16 protein-coding genes and 1 riboswitch are annotated in these 16,118 nt (G+C 37.7%); all 16 genes read left to right on the plus strand.

All coding sequences use genetic code 11. The features are described 5' to 3' along the window. Window positions 1–167: 167 nt before the first annotated feature. The 16 genes from MKY15_RS17920 (at window position 168) to sat (ending at window position 16,081) form a co-directional block, all read left to right on the plus strand. A complete protein-coding gene (locus MKY15_RS17920; protein ID WP_338652464.1) occupies window positions 168–608 on the plus strand; it encodes a HEAT repeat domain-containing protein in 441 nt (146 codons plus the stop codon). 146 nt (window positions 609–754) lie between these two features. Then, on the plus strand, window positions 755–1,402 hold the full coding sequence (locus tag MKY15_RS17925; RefSeq protein ID WP_342538146.1) for a GGDEF domain-containing protein: 648 nt from the start codon (window positions 755–757) through the stop codon (window positions 1,400–1,402). Between the two features lie 739 nt (window positions 1,403–2,141). Further along, window positions 2,142–2,954 (plus strand): transporter substrate-binding domain-containing protein, encoded by an 813-nt coding sequence (locus tag MKY15_RS17930; RefSeq protein ID WP_067208912.1) that lies wholly within the window; start codon window positions 2,142–2,144, stop codon window positions 2,952–2,954. Window positions 2,955–3,040: 86 nt separating this feature from the next. Next, on the plus strand, window positions 3,041–4,195 hold the full coding sequence (locus MKY15_RS17935) for a saccharopine dehydrogenase C-terminal domain-containing protein (protein ID WP_067208915.1): 1,155 nt from the start codon (window positions 3,041–3,043) through the stop codon (window positions 4,193–4,195). A gap of 43 nt (window positions 4,196–4,238) precedes the next feature. Next, window positions 4,239–4,895, plus strand: coding sequence for an amino acid ABC transporter permease (locus tag MKY15_RS17940; RefSeq protein WP_342538147.1), 657 nt, complete (start codon window positions 4,239–4,241; stop codon window positions 4,893–4,895). Between the two features lie 43 nt (window positions 4,896–4,938). Next, window positions 4,939–5,682: an amino acid ABC transporter ATP-binding protein gene (locus tag MKY15_RS17945; protein WP_342539782.1), complete on the plus strand. Its 744-nt coding sequence runs from the start codon at window positions 4,939–4,941 to the stop codon at window positions 5,680–5,682. Window positions 5,683–6,188: 506 nt separating this feature from the next. Continuing rightward, the gene (locus tag MKY15_RS17950; protein WP_067208921.1) at window positions 6,189–7,364 is read left to right on the plus strand and encodes an acyl-CoA dehydrogenase family protein; all 1,176 of its coding nucleotides are present in this window, start codon (window positions 6,189–6,191) and stop codon (window positions 7,362–7,364) included. A 35-nt stretch (window positions 7,365–7,399) separates the two neighbouring features. Beyond that, window positions 7,400–8,251 (plus strand): transporter substrate-binding domain-containing protein, encoded by an 852-nt coding sequence (locus MKY15_RS17955; protein WP_342538148.1) that lies wholly within the window; start codon window positions 7,400–7,402, stop codon window positions 8,249–8,251. A gap of 94 nt (window positions 8,252–8,345) precedes the next feature. After that, entirely contained in the window at window positions 8,346–9,053 is a 708-nt protein-coding gene (locus MKY15_RS17960; RefSeq protein WP_338652460.1) for an amino acid ABC transporter permease, read from the plus strand. Window positions 9,054–9,065: 12 nt separating this feature from the next. Beyond that, window positions 9,066–9,779 carry an amino acid ABC transporter permease gene (locus MKY15_RS17965; protein WP_067208928.1) on the plus strand — a complete coding sequence of 238 codons (714 nt, stop codon included), beginning with the start codon at window positions 9,066–9,068 and terminating at the stop codon, window positions 9,777–9,779. A 24-nt stretch (window positions 9,780–9,803) separates the two neighbouring features. Next, complete coding sequence (locus tag MKY15_RS17970) at window positions 9,804–10,559, plus strand: amino acid ABC transporter ATP-binding protein (protein WP_340764517.1); 756 nt, start codon at window positions 9,804–9,806, stop codon at window positions 10,557–10,559. 156 nt (window positions 10,560–10,715) lie between these two features. Further along, on the plus strand, window positions 10,716–11,885 hold the full coding sequence (locus MKY15_RS17975; protein ID WP_067208930.1) for a TraB/GumN family protein: 1,170 nt from the start codon (window positions 10,716–10,718) through the stop codon (window positions 11,883–11,885). A 59-nt stretch (window positions 11,886–11,944) separates the two neighbouring features. Next, on the plus strand, window positions 11,945–12,853 hold the full coding sequence (locus tag MKY15_RS17980; protein ID WP_338652457.1) for a DMT family transporter: 909 nt from the start codon (window positions 11,945–11,947) through the stop codon (window positions 12,851–12,853). 166 nt (window positions 12,854–13,019) lie between these two features. Continuing rightward, window positions 13,020–13,120: riboswitch (SAM riboswitch) on the plus strand. A 223-nt stretch (window positions 13,121–13,343) separates the two neighbouring features. Next, window positions 13,344–13,943 carry an adenylyl-sulfate kinase gene (gene cysC / locus MKY15_RS17985; protein ID WP_067208936.1) on the plus strand — a complete coding sequence of 200 codons (600 nt, stop codon included), beginning with the start codon at window positions 13,344–13,346 and terminating at the stop codon, window positions 13,941–13,943. A gap of 260 nt (window positions 13,944–14,203) precedes the next feature. Continuing rightward, complete coding sequence (locus tag MKY15_RS17990) at window positions 14,204–14,932, plus strand: phosphoadenylyl-sulfate reductase (RefSeq protein WP_067208939.1); 729 nt, start codon at window positions 14,204–14,206, stop codon at window positions 14,930–14,932. Continuing rightward, window positions 14,933–16,081, plus strand: a complete 1,149-nt coding sequence (gene sat, locus MKY15_RS17995) for a sulfate adenylyltransferase (protein WP_067208941.1) — start codon at window positions 14,933–14,935, stop codon at window positions 16,079–16,081. Window positions 16,082–16,118 lie beyond the last annotated feature (37 nt).

Genomic DNA, 16,118 nt, shown 5'->3' on the forward strand with positions numbered 1-16,118 from the left:
TGAACGGAATATTAACAGATGATTACACTTAATAAGCGGCTGATTACATGAAAAAAGGTATGTAGTTCAGCAGATAATGGTACAATACATATTGAAGGGTATTGTATTTAATATGTAGCGTTACCCTTAACTAAACAGGATATTGAAATAGAAGGAGATTGGATCACTTGACTAATGGAATTAAAAACGAAATGCCGCCAAATTACGATGAATTACGGAAGGCAGTTAACCGAGCATCGAATTGGAGACTACGTTTAGAAGCTATTGAAGAATTAGGACAATGGAAACATAAACGGACTATCGATGTACTTTTACACAGAATGAACAACGATGCCGTATATAAAGTGGTAGAAGCCGCTCACCGTAATCTTGTGAAATTTGGTGAAGATGTTGAATTACCACCACGAAATCGATTTGAACTGATTAAAGATGCCAACAAAGTTTTCCTTCGAATTAAGAAAAGCTTGCCAAGAGATCACTCGTTCGAAGAGTACAAAGAAAAGTTGAAAAATATGAGACTTGATTTGTATGATACCTATGAAGGTGACAAAGGCGATGAATTTGAAGCATGGCTTGAAAACGTTTGGGAGACGGCAAATAAAAAGTAAAACGTTTCAAAGTTATATACATACTGAAAAACGATTGCAAAATAGCTGCAATCGTTTTTCAGTATGTGTTGATTGTCATATTAAGTTGCGGGTAGTTCTTTAGTGGTGTATTATACCTATAGGAAATATGGAGATGAGTGAATAACATGAAATATAGTGGTAGAATAATCGCGATGTCAGTAGTTAGTTTATTCAATATTCTACGGTATTTTTATTATCATCAATATTTGGAGCTTCCATTTAAAGCGAACTTTTTTATTTTGACATTCATCTTTTTATCGGTTGCTTTGTGGTGTGGAATGCAGTTCGATCGAGTAAAATACTACTCTGAAAAAGATCCTTTAACGGATACTTACAACCGTCGAACGGTAGAAAAATATTTTCGGGAAATCACACGAACAATTAGAAACAAGGATCAAAAATTAGGTGTCATTATGATCGACCTCAACAAATTTAAAGAAATTAACGATACATATGGACATCATAAAGGTGATGAACTATTGATCCATCTTGCCTATATTATAAACAAGTCTGTTAAGAAGAGTGATAGGGTAGCACGTTGGGGTGGAGATGAATTTTTGATTCTAGTACCTACAAGTACTAATGATTTTGAGTCAGATTATATACCGGAATTTCAACGAAAATTGGAAAATGAGAACTTTGATGAATTCCCATCAATAGGAGTATCTCTTGGCTTTTCGATTTATCCGGATGATGGGCAAGATTTTCAAGAGTTGATACAAATTGCTGATGGGGAGATGTATAAGGCAAAAGGAAAAGAAGTGGCTATATGAATATTAATGGTCACTTAATTCCCTTAAAATACGGTCATTTCTTTCTAATTGATCTGGTGTAACGTCTGTACTCCTCCTTCTGATGTGCTAAGTTTTTTGCACATTAGAAGGAGGAGTATTTTTATATTCATATCTCATATGTTTAGTATTGGCTTTGTTTGAGTACGAGGCGAGAGGAAAAAAGGATGAATTTCTCTTGTTAGAGACCTGTCCAAACTCCCATTGTTTAGCACACGGGAATTTTTATCGGAATTGCTATAATTGGAGTTCCAAAGCGCTCAAAAGTCTATTAACTTGTTACGAATTATTGAGTAACCGATTTTAATTGGACTATATTCTTGTTCGATAATTGAAAAAAACACTGCCTACACCGCACGATGTTTAACGATTTATTGAGGATATGAATCTATACAAAATATGGTAATTTTCACTTGTTTAATTTACAGAAATTATTGAATTATTAGATATGTAGATTGACTTTCAAATACCTTTGTTCGATAATAAAGGAATAGGAAAGATGGTAGTTGCGCTACTGAGTACGGGGAAATTGGCAGGATAGATTATATTAACAGTGACTTTATCAGTATTTTAGTTGTATGATTCTTTAGTTTCTATTGCCATTCTAGTGTGTATGGAAAGCTAGTAAGCGTTTTCAATTCACATGAGACTAAACTGTTTTATCTGATGAAAAATGGAGAAAACAGATTAAAATAGTATGTAAATAGAAGGGGGAAAAGAAATGAAGAAGAATCTAATTTTGGTACTAATCACGATTTTTATGATTGGTATTATTGTGGGTTGTGGTACAGATAACGAAAAAGGGCAAGAAAAAGAAAGCAGTGGAAAAGGCGTGTTGGATCGCATTGAAAAATCGAAAGTATTGAATGTCGCTTTCGAAGGCACATATCCTCCCTTTAATTTTTTAAATGACAAAGATGAGTTTCAAGGTTTTGACGTAGATATCTCCAATGAAATAGCCAATAAATTAGGCGTCAAAGCCAACTTTATTGCAACAAAATGGGATGGACTAATCGGCGGTCTAAAGGCCGATAAATTTGATATCATCATTGGGCAGATGACTGTAACGGAAGAACGCAAAAAAAGCGTTGATTTCACTGACCCGTATGTCATAACTGGTTCCGTATTAATAACTCGTGAAGATACCGATGACATTACAAAACTTGAGGACATTAAAGGCAAGAAAGTCGGCGTTGGTGGTGGAACAACTTTTGAAGAAGTTGCGAATAGCGTCGAAGGTGCTGACGTGAAATTATACAAAGCTGTAAGTGACTATATTCAAGACCTTACGAATAAAAGGTTGGATGTCATTATCAACGACCAGTTATTAATGGCCTACAATATTAAAGAAAATAGCCTTCCATTAAAAATTACAAGTGACATAGTAAATAAAGATGAAATAGGGATGGCAGTTAATAAGGGAAACGAAGATTTTATTACGGAAGTAAATAAAGCATTGAGTGAAATGAAAGAGGATGGAACATATAATGATATTTATAAAAAATGGTTTGGAACAGAGCCTTTAGACAAATAAAAGTAAGCATAGAGTGATCAAAGGGGAGATATTGATTGCTCTATGTTTTATTACATGTAAAAACCAAGTATTGGGGGCAGATTAATTTGCACATTGCCATATTGGGAACCGGAATGATAGGTACGACAGTAGTTAGTGAAATTGCTAAATTTACTGGTATTGATGCAATTACAGCTGTTGATGTTAGTCAAGGGAGTATTGATAAGTGTTTAGAAATCGCCAATAATCCCAAAGTGATAGGGAAAGTGGCCACGTTAGAAACTGAGGATGATATTGCAAAAGTGCTAAAAGATGTAGACGTAGCTGTGGCATGTCTACCACACTCTTTGAGCTTATTAGCCGTAAAAGCTGCAATAAAAGCAAAATGCCATCTAGTGGACCTTGTCGGATCAAACTTTAATGAAAAAATAGCATTGGATAACGAAGCACAAGAAGCAGGTGTAATCATCATCCCTGGCTGTGGTGTTGCTCCCGGAATAACAAACTTTTTAGCTGCGCAAGGTATTGAGATGTTAGATGAAGCAGAAGAGGCAATAATGACTTGCGGTGGCATTCCAAGATATCCTGTTCCACCACTATGGTATCAAGTAGTTTTCCGTCTTGAAAGCGTATTAGGTCTTTATACAAAACCTGCAATGGCCGTTAAAGATGGAAAACTTGTAAAGTTGCCTCCTCTTTCAGGGCTAGAGAAGATTATTTTTCCAGATCCGGTAGGTGTCTGTGAAGCTGTTATTACAGATGCACATAGCACAGCGTTCATTTTAAAAGATAAAGTGAAAAATTTATATGAAAAAACGGTTCGCTATCCAGGACATTGGGGGAAAATGAGTGTTTTAGGCGAATTAGGTTTTTTAGATATCGATCCCATTACAATTGATGGAATTACAACTACGCCTCGTGCATTAGCAGAAAAAATACTAGCAACAAAAATGGTTGGAGATTCGAATGAAGATATTACTGTAGTAAGGGTTGAGGTAAGCGGGGTTAAAGGTGGAAAGTCCACAAAGTATACTTGGGAAATGATTGACTACTATGATCATGGCCGGAATATCACTTCAATGGCAAAAACTACTGCTATTCCTGCTTCATTGGCAGCCAAATGGATTGCTATGAAAAAAATAACAGAGACAGGTGTTGTTCCAATAGAAAGCATAATCATCAAAGATCGGTTTCAACCATTTATTGAAGAGTTGGCCAGTTTAGGAATTGAAATTGAACGTAAAGAGGAAACCATAGTATAATCAATGGTTTTACTGAGTAGCTTGTCTGACAGGGGGAGGATGTATGGACGCCACAATCATTATTGATTCATTACCATCTCTACTTAAAGCTACGTTGATGACCATTTTTTTGGCAGCTATATCAATAGTAATTGCACTCATTATTGGTTTTTTCACAGCAATCGTAAGGATAGTAAAAGTTAAAATCTTAAATGGGATCGCTAGTACCTACATTTCAATAATCCGTGGAACGCCACTTCTTGTGCAAATTTTTGTATTCTATTATGGTTTACCGCAAGTAGGAATTGCTTTAGACCCGATATCATCGGGGATCTTAGCCTTAAGTTTAAATGCAGGTGCTTATCTGTCTGAATCTTTTCGCGCATCAATACTTGCTGTGGACAATGGGCAAATGGAAGCGTCAATGTCAATGGGAATGACCTATTCTCAAGCCTTAAGGAGAATAATACTACCACAGAGTCTACGAATTGCTATTCCCACATTGTCAAACACATTTATCGTGCTTATTAAAGATACTTCACTTGTCTCTGTCATCACTGTAACGGAATTATTACAAATGTCGAGCTTGATAATCGCAAAAACATTTGAACCCCTCACGATTTATTTAATTGCCGCTGCAATTTATTGGGTTCTCATAACTTTCTTTACAACGCTATTAAACAAACTAGAGATTAAAACATCCAACTATTTAGTTCGTTAAATAAAATATTTGAAAATACTAATGTGAGGAGAAAACCATGAGTATTATTCAAATTACCAATTTGAAAAAGAGCTTTGGATTGAATGAAGTTTTGCAGGGAATCGACCTAACTATAAATAAGAGTGAAGTGGTCGTAATAATGGGGCCAAGTGGATCTGGGAAATCAACTTTTTTACGTTGTTTAACTTTCTTGGAGGAGCCATCCGATGGAATCATTGAAATTGGTGAGTTTACAGTGCTTGCAGGTGGAAAAATAGAACGCAAACGAAAAAAAATAATAAGAGAATTAAGGAAAAAAACAGGATTTGTGTTTCAGTCGTTCAATCTATTCCCTCATAAAACCGCCATTGAAAATGTAATGGAAGGACCTATTATTATTCATGGAACTAAACCGGTCGAGGCGAGGAAATTAGCGGAAGCATTGCTTATTAAAGTTGGACTTGGGGACCGTTGTGATCATTATCCAGCCCAACTGTCGGGTGGCCAACAGCAAAGGGTAGCAATCGCCAGGTCGCTTGCATTGAATCCGTTGGTTATGCTCTTTGATGAACCTACTTCTGCTCTCGACCCAGAACTTGTTCGTGAAGTTTTGCAAGTTATTAAAGATTTGGCTCAAGAGGGAATGACTATGATAATTGTGACACATGAAATGAACTTTGCGAAAGATGTCGCCGATAGGATCGTATTTATGGATGAAGGATTAATTGTTGAGCAAGGAACGTCAGCAGAAATATTTCAAACTCCAAAAGAGGAAAGGACAAGACGATTTTTGTCAAAAGTAGAATAATTGCAGCGCCTCCTTCTATGGCATAAAGTCTTGTAAGTAGTTTTTATGTCTATAAAAATTACAAATTAACGCTTGATGCATATATGTTGAAAACACCTTTTCGCCTTTCATTTAATCTGAAATAATAGGAGCGCAATGAAGTTAATCATCAATCATAGTGGGGGGTCTTACTGACCGTTAGTGCGCAATAAAGAATATCATATTATAATCAATGAAAATGGCTATTATTTAATTACAGATGTCTGTATTTCTGATTAAATTGGCATCGTGTATGAGGCTGTTAGTTAAGTAATCTTTTAACCATATAATAGCTAATACCTCTTTCGATTTAGAAAGGGGTATTTTTTATCATAAATTCATAAAAAAGCGAATTATCTTGACAGAGTAATTATTCGTAGCTTACTATAAGTTAAATTCCGATGAAACCTATCGGAATGATTAGCATAATATAAACTACTAATTAAAAGATAGCTTAGCTTCATTAGAAGACATTAGGGGGAGAAATGGTGAATAGCATATTTGTCAAAACAGAACGTCAAAAGACTTGGTTAGAGAAGTTGTATAAGAAAGAAATGAATTTCAAAAATACGTCAGCACAAACTGATGAGTTAGCCATCTTCCCTACGGAAAACATTCAAGAGTTAATCCAAATGGGTTATACGAGTAGTACAATTCCAACAGCTTACGGCGGAGAAGGGTTAAAGGTGTACGATATGGTACTCCTTCAAGAAACATTAGCGAGTTTTGATGGAAATACAGCACTTTCCATCGGATGGAATCTCGGAGTTGTCGGAGAACTTTTCGGAAAAGGGTTATGGAATGATAAAAATCTTGAATTCTTTGCCAAGGAAGTTCTGAATGGAGCTTTAGTGAACCGCTCTGTGAGTGAAGCACAAACAGGGAGTCCAACTCGGGGAGGACGTCCTGGTACAAATGCGGTAAAACAAGATGGTTCATGGGTATTATCGGGACGTAAAACATTTACAACGGCTTCTCCAGTATTAACATATTTTCTAACATCTGCGTGGATTGAAGAACAACAACAAGTAGGATTCTTCCTGCTTCACAAAGATTTAGAAGGACTAACAATTGATCATACATGGGACGTCATTTCAATGAGAGGAACTGGAAGTCACGATCTCGTTCTCGATAATGTCAAAGTCGAAGAGTCAAAACTTGTTGAACTTCCTGACAAGCCAAGTGGCGCTCCGTTTAGTGGTTGGCTTCTTCACATCCCAGCATGTTATCTAGGAATTGCACAGGCAGCACGTGATTATGCTGTGCATTTTGCAAATAATTATTCACCTAACAGCCTGAATGGACCAATTAGTCAATTGCCAAATGTTCAACAATTACTAGGAGAAATTGATTTGGAATTAACCCAGGCAAGGCATCTGATTTATAGTGTGGCGGAGGCCTATGATGATGAATCACGAAGAGGCTATCTGACAAATGAGGTCGCTGTTGTCAAGCACACCATTACGAATTCAGCCATTACGATTGTCGATAAAGCAATGAGAATTGTAGGTGCAAAAAGTCTTCAACGGACGAATCCATTACAGCGCTATTATCGGGATGTCAGGGCAGGTTTGCACAATCCTCCTATGGACGATATGACAATTAAGAAATTGGCACTGACTGCAATTGAACAAGATACAATAAAAAACGCTATCCAAATGTAAGCATATTGGATTGAAGCGAAAAAGGGGATTTCATGATGAGAAGAAGCGTGTTTCAACTTGCGGCAATTGGTTTAGCATTAACTACTATTTTAGCTGGATGTAACTCAAGTAAAGCGGCCGATGGTAATGATTCAGACATACAAAAAGTAAAAATCGCCTATGATCAAGCTTCAAAACCAATGTCCTGGTTGGATGAAAAAGGAAATGCAACTGGATATGATGTTGAAGTGATGAAACTAGTTGATGAATTACTTCCACAATACGAATTTGAGTACGTTGGAACGACAAGCGATGACCTACTTGTGGGTGTCGAACAAGGGAAATACCAGGTAGGGGTTAAAAATGCATTTTGGACACAGGAAAGAACAGAAAAATTTATCTTCCCGAAAGAATTTATCGGCTTAAGCAGTGCGGGTCTTGTGCTTAAGAAAGAGAATGAACATATCAAATCCCTATCAGACTTCGCTTCTGCCGGCTTTTCGTTGGCACCTATTGCAGCTAATAATGCTCAATACACTGTAATTGATGAATATAACAAAGAAAATCCGGGTAATAAAGTGCAGTTGAAAGCTGGAGATGCTTTCACAGTTGACGTTGTTCAGTGGGTGAATGAAGGTCGCGTAGATGGTGGTGTTATCATTGAGGGTCCTTTTGAAAAGCAAGTGACTGCTGAAGATGGCCCGTATCATAATCTGGCAGACGAGGTTGTTTACAATGAATTTGCAGTCATAAAAACATGGCCTTTATTCAATAAGAAAGAACAGGAATTTGCGGATGCCTATGATCAAGCAGTTAAACAATTGAAAGAAGAAAAGAAGACAAGTGAATTAAGCACATCGTTTTACGGCAGAGATTTGTTTGAAGTGTTGGACGCTGTAGAGAGATAACGCTAAAGATATAAAGGCTGTTGGGTGTGCGATATGCTCAACAGCCTTTGTCAATCAAATGGTTACAATTTGAAAATGAAAGCGGGGTGGATACATGGAGAAGTATTTTGACGCATCATATATATGGGAGTCCATCCCACTACTAATTCCTTTTTTAAAAATGACATTTATGGTTGCAGGTCTTTCCGTCCTGTTCGGTACGTTCCTGGGCTTTATCTTAACGGCGGCGAAAATAGGGAAAAGTAAATTTGCAAGGAAGGTAGCTAATGGTTATACAACAATATTAAGGTGTACACCCTCTATCGTACTCCTTTTTTTAGTATATTATGGACTTCCTGCAATCGGTGATCGTGTCGGTCTGAATTTGAACAATATACACACAGCTGTATTTGTCATAATCACTTTTACACTTCAATTTGCGGCGGCTATGTCCGAGGTCATGCGCTCAGCTTTTCAATCAATTGACAAGGGACAATTTGAGGCCGCAGTAAGTGTTGGGCTAAGCAATTCACAGGCTTATAGACGAATCGTATTTCCCCAAGCTTTTGTAGTCGCATTACCGAACTTTGGAAACAGCTTGCTGGCAGTACTTCAAGAAGGATCGTTAGCTTATACAATCGGGTTGATAGATGTTGTCGGAAAAGCAAATCTTATTATTGCGGGCAACTATAACGCTCATGCATTAGAAATATTTCTTGCATTAGCAATTATTTACTGGATACTTTCAATAGCAATTGAACAGTTCTTCTTAAAATTAGAGAAAGTATTTAGTAAGGGGAAACAAGGATTGAAAACTGCATAAGGGGGTGAGAAAGTGTCTGAAGGATTAAATTACAAGTTTTTAGTAGATACATTTTTTATCGCATTATCAGGTGTTCCTATAGCGCTATTCATTACAATTGTAGCTTTGCTCTTTGCGTTGCCGTTAGGATTTTTACTGGCACTAACAAGAATCAATCGAATTCCCGTGTTACATCGTTTTGCACAAGTATACGTTTCTTTTGTCAGAGGAACCCCAATTATCATTCAGATTTTCATCGTCTATAGTAGTGTCCCCTTATTGCTAAGTTCACTATTTACAAAGTTTAATATTGGGATGAATGTGTATGATGTGAATCCAATTTGGTACGCATTCATTGTCTTCACTTTTAACACTACAGCGGTCCTGATTGAAGTTTTTCGCTCTGCACTAAGCACGGTGAACAAGGGGCAGTTGGAAGCTGCCCAATCAGTGGGGCTAACGAATGTGCAAGCGTACAGAAGAATTATTATTCCACAGGCATTGGTCGTTGCAATGCCGAATATCTGTACAGCGACAGTCAACTTAATCAAAGCGACATCTCTCGGGTATGCAATGTCATTACAAGAAATTACGCTGAAAGCAAAAGTGGCAGCGAACGTAGGCTACAATTATGTTGAGGCCTATATCGATATCTTTCTTGTCTATTTACTGTTATGCAGTGCAGTCGAATTCGCATTTAAACTATATGAAAAACGTTTGAGTAAATATAAACCGTCAGTCGTTTAAGTATGAAAAGGAGGGATCCGAAGCATGTTAGAAATTAGAGATATCCATAAGTCATTCGGTAAAACTGAAATCTTAAAAGGTGTTGACGTAACAATAGATAAAGGCGATGTTGTTGTTATACTGGGGCCAAGTGGATCCGGTAAGACAACATTACTGAGATGTATCAATTTTTTAGAAAAAGCGGATCAAGGCCGTGCTATTTTTGGGGATATAGACGTGAATTTAAAAACAGCATCCAAAAAACAAATCCATCAGATTAGACAGAAAATCGCTTTTGTATTTCAAAACAATAATTTGTTCAATAATAAAACAGCTTTAGAAAACGTTACAGAAGGACTTATTATCGGAAGAAAAATCCCGACAGCAGAAGCGGTTGAGATAGGGAAAAAAGCGTTGGATAAAGTGGGGCTATCGGATAAATACAATGCATATCCCAGTGAATTATCGGGAGGGCAGCAGCAAAGGGTAGGCATTGCAAGAGCAGTTGCTTTGAATCCAGACATTATTTTATTTGACGAACCAACTTCTGCATTGGATCCAGAATTAGTCGGGGAAGTTTTGACAGTTATGAAGAATATCGCGAAAGAAGGAACAACTATGTTAGTTGTCACCCATGAAATGGGTTTTGCGAAGGATGTAGCTAACAAAGTAATATTTATGGATGGGGGAGTCGTAGTAGAGGAAGGAGCACCCCATGAAATCTTTGTAAATCCAAAGGAAGAACGAACACAGAAATTTTTAAAAAGGGTATTGCCCGAGGACTTTACGTATCATATTTAATAGTCGTTATCCATGAGGGTGACTTTCATTATATTAATAATGAAAGATAATTGAAATTTCATTCAAACTGATTCATTATAATAACTAGACCGTCTTTTTAGTAAACCTTGGCTTAAGGTTGCTCAGAAGAAATAAGTTCATAAAGGAAGTTTGTCAATGCAAGAGACTAACATTACGAGAATAGAATTAGACGGTAGAGAACTAATACTTATTGGAACTGCCCATGTTTCCAAGCAAAGTGCAGAACAAGTAAAAGAGGTAATCGACAAGGAAAGACCCGATTCAGTATGCATTGAATTGGATGAACAAAGGTTTCAATCTATAATGGATAGTAATAAGTGGAAAGAAACGGATATTTTCAAGGTGATTAAAGAGAAGAAAGCTACATTGCTCTTAATGAATCTGGCAATATCCTCCTTTCAAAATCGTTTGGCAAAGCAATTTGATATTAAACCTGGACAGGAAATGATTCAGGGGATTGAATCAGCAAAAGAAGTCGGTGCAAATTTGGTGCTGGCTGACCGTAATATCCAAATTACTTTTTCCCGAATTTGGGGGAATATTGGACTTAAGGGGAAAAGTCAGCTTCTGATGTCGGTTTTTTATAGTATCTTCAGCAAAGAGACGATTTCTGAAGAAGAATTGGAGAAAATGAAATCAAAGGACACGCTAAATGCCGTTCTAACTGACTTTACGGAATCATTTCCAAGGTTAAAGACGCCCTTAATCGATGAGAGAGACCAGTATTTAGCACAGAAAATCAAAGATGCACCAGGTAAAAAGGTCGTTGCAGTCATTGGTGCAGCACATGTTCCAGGGATTACAAAAGAAATCTATAATGACCATGATTTAGTCGCATTAGCGCAAACACCACCAAAATCAAAAATCCCAAAAATTATCGGATGGGCAATTCCGATTCTTCTATTATCAATTATCGCCTACACCTTTATCGCAAATCCATCTGCCGGTTTCGATCAAGCGTTAAGCTGGGTCTTATGGACAGGTAGCCTGTCAGCTATTGGTGCTGCGGTGGCTCTTGGACACCCGCTGGCCATTTTAGCGGCCTTTGTATCAGCCCCTATTACTACCTTGCATCCACTGATAGCGGCCGGTTGGGTTTCAGGAATTGTTCAAGCATTTTTTCGCCGCCCAAGTGTTGGTGACTTTGAAACGCTTTCTGCAGATGTTTTTACGATTAAAGGTTTTTGGGCAAATAAGGTGACACGGGTCTTGTTGGTAATCGTTTTGACTAACTTGGGAGGAACGTTGGGGACCTTCTTAGGCGGAGCCGACGTTATCCGTGTATTCTTTGAAAACTTAAAGTGAAATCAATTGATCAGCATTTTCTTTTAAACGTTTTATAGTAATAATGGGGTGGGGATCGGATGAATCGAATCAGTTTTTGCTTGTTAGTGATTTTGACGACTGGACTAATGGGTTCTTCTTTTACAATAGGGAAGTTAGGGTTAGCCTATTCATCTCCACTCCTATTAGTCGCTCTGCGTTTTACGCTTGCAGGGATTATTATGGCAACTATCGTTAAAATCTTAAACAAGCCACATCCAGTAAAAGCAATCGACTGGGTGTGGCTTGTTCTAATTGGACTTTTCCAAACAGCTTTTGTGATGGGCTGTATATTTATGGCACTGCGTACAATCACTTCTGGAGAGACGTCTATCCTAACGTTTATGAATCCTTTACTCGTTGTCGTTTTTGGGACGCTTTTTTTAAAATCGCGTTACCATATTCAGCAATGGATAGGTGTACTGTTAGGTTTTATCGGGGTTTTTCTCACGTTAGGTTCACATCTTGACTTTAAAGTCGGTACCATATTAGGGCTTTTGTCGGCTGTTTCATGGGCGATTGCTACGCTATTGATAAAAATACATGGTTTCAAATTTGATACGTATGTAATGACAGCCTATCAAATGCTTTTTGGTGGATTAATTCTCTTTCTGGGAAGCTTACTACTGGAAGAGACTTTCTTTAAAATGACTACTCAATCTATCCTGATTTTGTTATGGCTTACCATTGCAGCCTCAATTATTCAGTTTTCTATTTGGTTTTATCTTCTCCAAAGAGGTAATCAAGAACGAACTAGTGCATTCCTTTTTTTAGCGCCATTCTTCGGTGTACTCACAGGATGGTTTTTACTCCATGAAAGACTAACCTGGTCTATCCTTTTTGGTGGATTACTAATATTTGCAGGAATCTTTCTTGTTAATTGGAAAAATAATTATGAAAAGGAAATAGAGAAAACCGATGAGAACAACGAAAGGTTAAGTGAGAGTTAACTAACATGTTTCCTAGCGCACTGAAAAGTAGTTTAAAGTGCCTATTATATGTGCAAGAAGATCGCCTTTAATTCCAACTAAACTGATATGATTGAAAATAAATTCTGATAAGTCATTGACTTTGAATTTTCGATAATGTAGTATTGGTCTCAACTTAATAGTTTATATCTTATCTAGAGAGGTTGAGGGACTGGCCCGATGAAACCTCGGCAACAGACTGTTTAGTACTGTGCCAATTCCAGTAAACGAAAGTTTAGCAGATAAGAGGAGTAATATGTGTTCGATTCTATTAACCTCTTCTTGCTCTATTTAGAAGTGGTTTTTTTATTTCTTTACTGTAAAGGTTGTAAGTCATTTATCATTTTAACAATTTCATACATGCTAATTAGACAACTAAAGGCAACTTTCTAATCGATTATTTGAATCGGAAAAAGGTGTCTTTTTTGTATATAAAAATTAAACTGAAACAAATGATTTAGGGGGGCAAACAATGACAGAGTCTACAAATATCGTTTGGCATGAATCAGAGGTAACAAAAAAAAATCGTCAAGAACTAAAGGGCCATAAGAGTGCTATTCTTTGGTTCACTGGGCTATCAGGGTCAGGGAAATCAACAGTTTCAGTAGCGCTAGAAACAGAGTTACACGCGAAAGGCATTCATACTTATCGACTGGATGGAGATAATGTCCGGCACGGTTTAAATAAGAATCTAGGGTTTAGTCCAAATGATCGGACGGAAAATATTCGCAGAATCGGTGAAGTTTCAAAACTAATGGTCGACGCTGGCTTATTCACATTGACAGCATTCATATCGCCTTATCAGGAAGATCGAGATCAGGTGCGAGAAATTGTCAAATCCGATGAGTTTATCGAAATATACGTTAAGGCAAGTTTAGAAACTTGTGAAGAACGGGATCCGAAGGGGCTTTATAAGAAAGCAAGATTGGGTGAAATTAAAGGCTTTACAGGAATTGATGCTCCTTATGAAGAACCTGTTAACCCGGAAATAATCATTGATACCAATCAATTAAATATTGTAGAGTCTGTCAAAGTCATCGTTTCTTATTTAAAAGAAAATAACTATATCTAAAAAAATTACAAAATGCGTAACATATTGGGGTTTTAGGAATAGAATGTATTTAAACCTACTTGACACATAGGATTAATAAAGTTAGTATAAACGCTAATCACATGCCGACTGGAAATCCAGAAGCTAATGGACAATCGTGAACATACGAACAATTCGCTGACTAAAAAATTAGAGGCGACTTTAATCAATAGTAGATTAAAGTCGCCTTTTTTAAAAAAAGATAATGTAATAGAGTTATTGAGTTTAGAGGGGGGATTAGTATGGCGAAGTTGACGTACAAATCTTGGGCTGAGACTAGTGAAGTTTTTCCAATCGATGACGAGTCAAAAGGTGCGTTAAACGTCTTGCGATGGGCTTACGGAGAATACGACGATGAACTTGTATATGCGTGTAGTTTTGGGGTTGAAGGTATCGTAATGATAGATTTAATCTCGCAAATAAAACCAACTGCTAAAGTGGTCTTTCTCGAAACCGGATTTCATTTTCAAGAAACGCATACCTTAATCGATGAAGTAAAGAAACGTTATCCAAAGCTTGTAATTGAAATGAAGACTCCCGGCTTAACGGTTGAGGAACAAGCTGACAAGTATGGCGATCGACTATGGGAAAGACAGCCGGATCGTTGTTGTCATATGAGGAAAGTAATTCCACTCCGTGAAGCAATGAGCGGTACGACCGCTTGGTTATCAGGACTTAGGCGTGAACAATCACCATCAAGAAGTCAGACAAACTTTGTGAACAAAGATGAAACCTTTCAATCGGTTAAAATTTGCCCGCTGATTCATTGGACGTGGATTGATATTTGGGATTATGTAAAAAAACATAATTTGCCATATAATCCACTCCATGACCAAGGCTATCCCAGTATCGGTTGTTCACACTGCACATTCAAAGGGGATACAACGACGGGGTCGAGGTCAGGGCGCTGGGCAAATCAGGCGAAGACAGAGTGTGGCTTGCATAATGCTAACGAAAATGGGGGAATTTAAATGAGTTTGAGTCAACCGCATGGTGGTACATTAATTAATCGCTGGAATCCTGGTTTTCAATACGAAGGAATAACTGAAACAGTTGAATTAGACGAAATTGCTAGTAGTGACTTGGATTTGATTGGTACGGGTGCTTATAGCCCTTTAAGTGGATTTCTTACAGAAGTAGACTACAATTCTGTTGTTACAACAATGAGATTATCTACTGGAGTACCTTGGACAATTCCGATTACATTGCCAACGACAGAGGTGAACGCACAAGGTATCGCTGTTGGGAAATTTGTGAAATTGGTGAGAGATGGAGTTGTCTATGGTGTTCTCGAAGTATCGGATATTTTCACACCAGATAAGGAAAAAGAAGCTAAACTAGTCTATCAAACGACAGACCGTGAGCACCCAGGCGTCAAGAAGTTGTTTGAGCGCCCTAATGTCTACCTGGGTGGAACCATCACACTGATTCAGCGAAGGCCGCTGAATGAGTTTTCGGAGTACCTATATGACCCGATTGAAACAAGAGGGAAATTCCAAGAGCTAGGCTGGGAAACAGTCGTCGGTTTCCAAACGAGAAACCCAGTTCATAGGGCACATGAATATATTCAAAAGACTGCATTGGAAATTGTAGATGGATTATTTTTGAATCCCCTTGTAGGTGAAACGAAATCAGATGATATTCCAGCAGATGTGCGCCTGGAAAGCTATGAAGTCTTACTAGAAAAATATTATGCGAAAGAGCACGTGTTTTTAGGTGTATTTACAGCAGCAATGCGCTATGCCGGACCAAGAGAAGCTGTTTTTCATGCGATGGTTCGAAAGAATTTTGGTTGCACACACTTTATCGTCGGTCGTGATCATGCGGGTGTTGGTAATTATTACGGTACGTATGATGCTCAGAAAATCTTTAGCAACTTTACGCTTGGAGAACTTGGGATCACGTTATTATTTTTCGAGCATAGCTTTTACTGCAATAAATGCGGTAACATGGCAACACCAAAAACTTGTCCGCATGATGCCAGTCACCATGTGATCTTGTCGGGAACAAAAGTGAGAGAAATGCTTCGTAAGGGAGAACAACTGCCATCGACATTTAGCCGACCGGAAGTGATCGAAGTATTAATTGCAGGAATGCAAAAAGAAGAGATTCATTCATAACGATGATTTTATTGTAGAACTGAGCGGTGAGAGGAGA

The organism is Sporosarcina sp. FSL K6-1540 (assembly GCF_038620285.1).
In the GTDB taxonomy this organism is placed as follows: Bacteria; Bacillota; Bacilli; order Bacillales_A; family Planococcaceae; genus Sporosarcina; species Sporosarcina psychrophila.

Excerpts from the sequence above, each read along its gene's own strand:
- MKY15_RS17925 (WP_342538146.1), top strand. The coding sequence starts at position 755 with ATGAAATATAGTGGTAGAATAATCGCGATGTCAGTAGTTAGTTTATTC.
- MKY15_RS17930 (WP_067208912.1), top strand. The coding sequence starts at position 2,142 with ATGAAGAAGAATCTAATTTTGGTACTAATCACGATTTTTATGATTGGT.
- MKY15_RS17940 (WP_342538147.1), top strand. The coding sequence starts at position 4,239 with ATGGACGCCACAATCATTATTGATTCATTACCATCTCTACTTAAAGCT.
- MKY15_RS17955 (WP_342538148.1), top strand. The coding sequence starts at position 7,400 with ATGAGAAGAAGCGTGTTTCAACTTGCGGCAATTGGTTTAGCATTAACT.
- MKY15_RS17960 (WP_338652460.1), top strand. The coding sequence starts at position 8,346 with ATGGAGAAGTATTTTGACGCATCATATATATGGGAGTCCATCCCACTA.
- MKY15_RS17970 (WP_340764517.1), top strand. The coding sequence starts at position 9,804 with ATGTTAGAAATTAGAGATATCCATAAGTCATTCGGTAAAACTGAAATC.
- MKY15_RS17975 (WP_067208930.1), top strand. The coding sequence starts at position 10,716 with ATGCAAGAGACTAACATTACGAGAATAGAATTAGACGGTAGAGAACTA.
- MKY15_RS17980 (WP_338652457.1), top strand. The coding sequence starts at position 11,945 with ATGAATCGAATCAGTTTTTGCTTGTTAGTGATTTTGACGACTGGACTA.
- cysC (WP_067208936.1), top strand. The coding sequence starts at position 13,344 with ATGACAGAGTCTACAAATATCGTTTGGCATGAATCAGAGGTAACAAAA.
- MKY15_RS17990 (WP_067208939.1), top strand. The coding sequence starts at position 14,204 with ATGGCGAAGTTGACGTACAAATCTTGGGCTGAGACTAGTGAAGTTTTT.
- sat (WP_067208941.1), top strand. The coding sequence starts at position 14,933 with ATGAGTTTGAGTCAACCGCATGGTGGTACATTAATTAATCGCTGGAAT.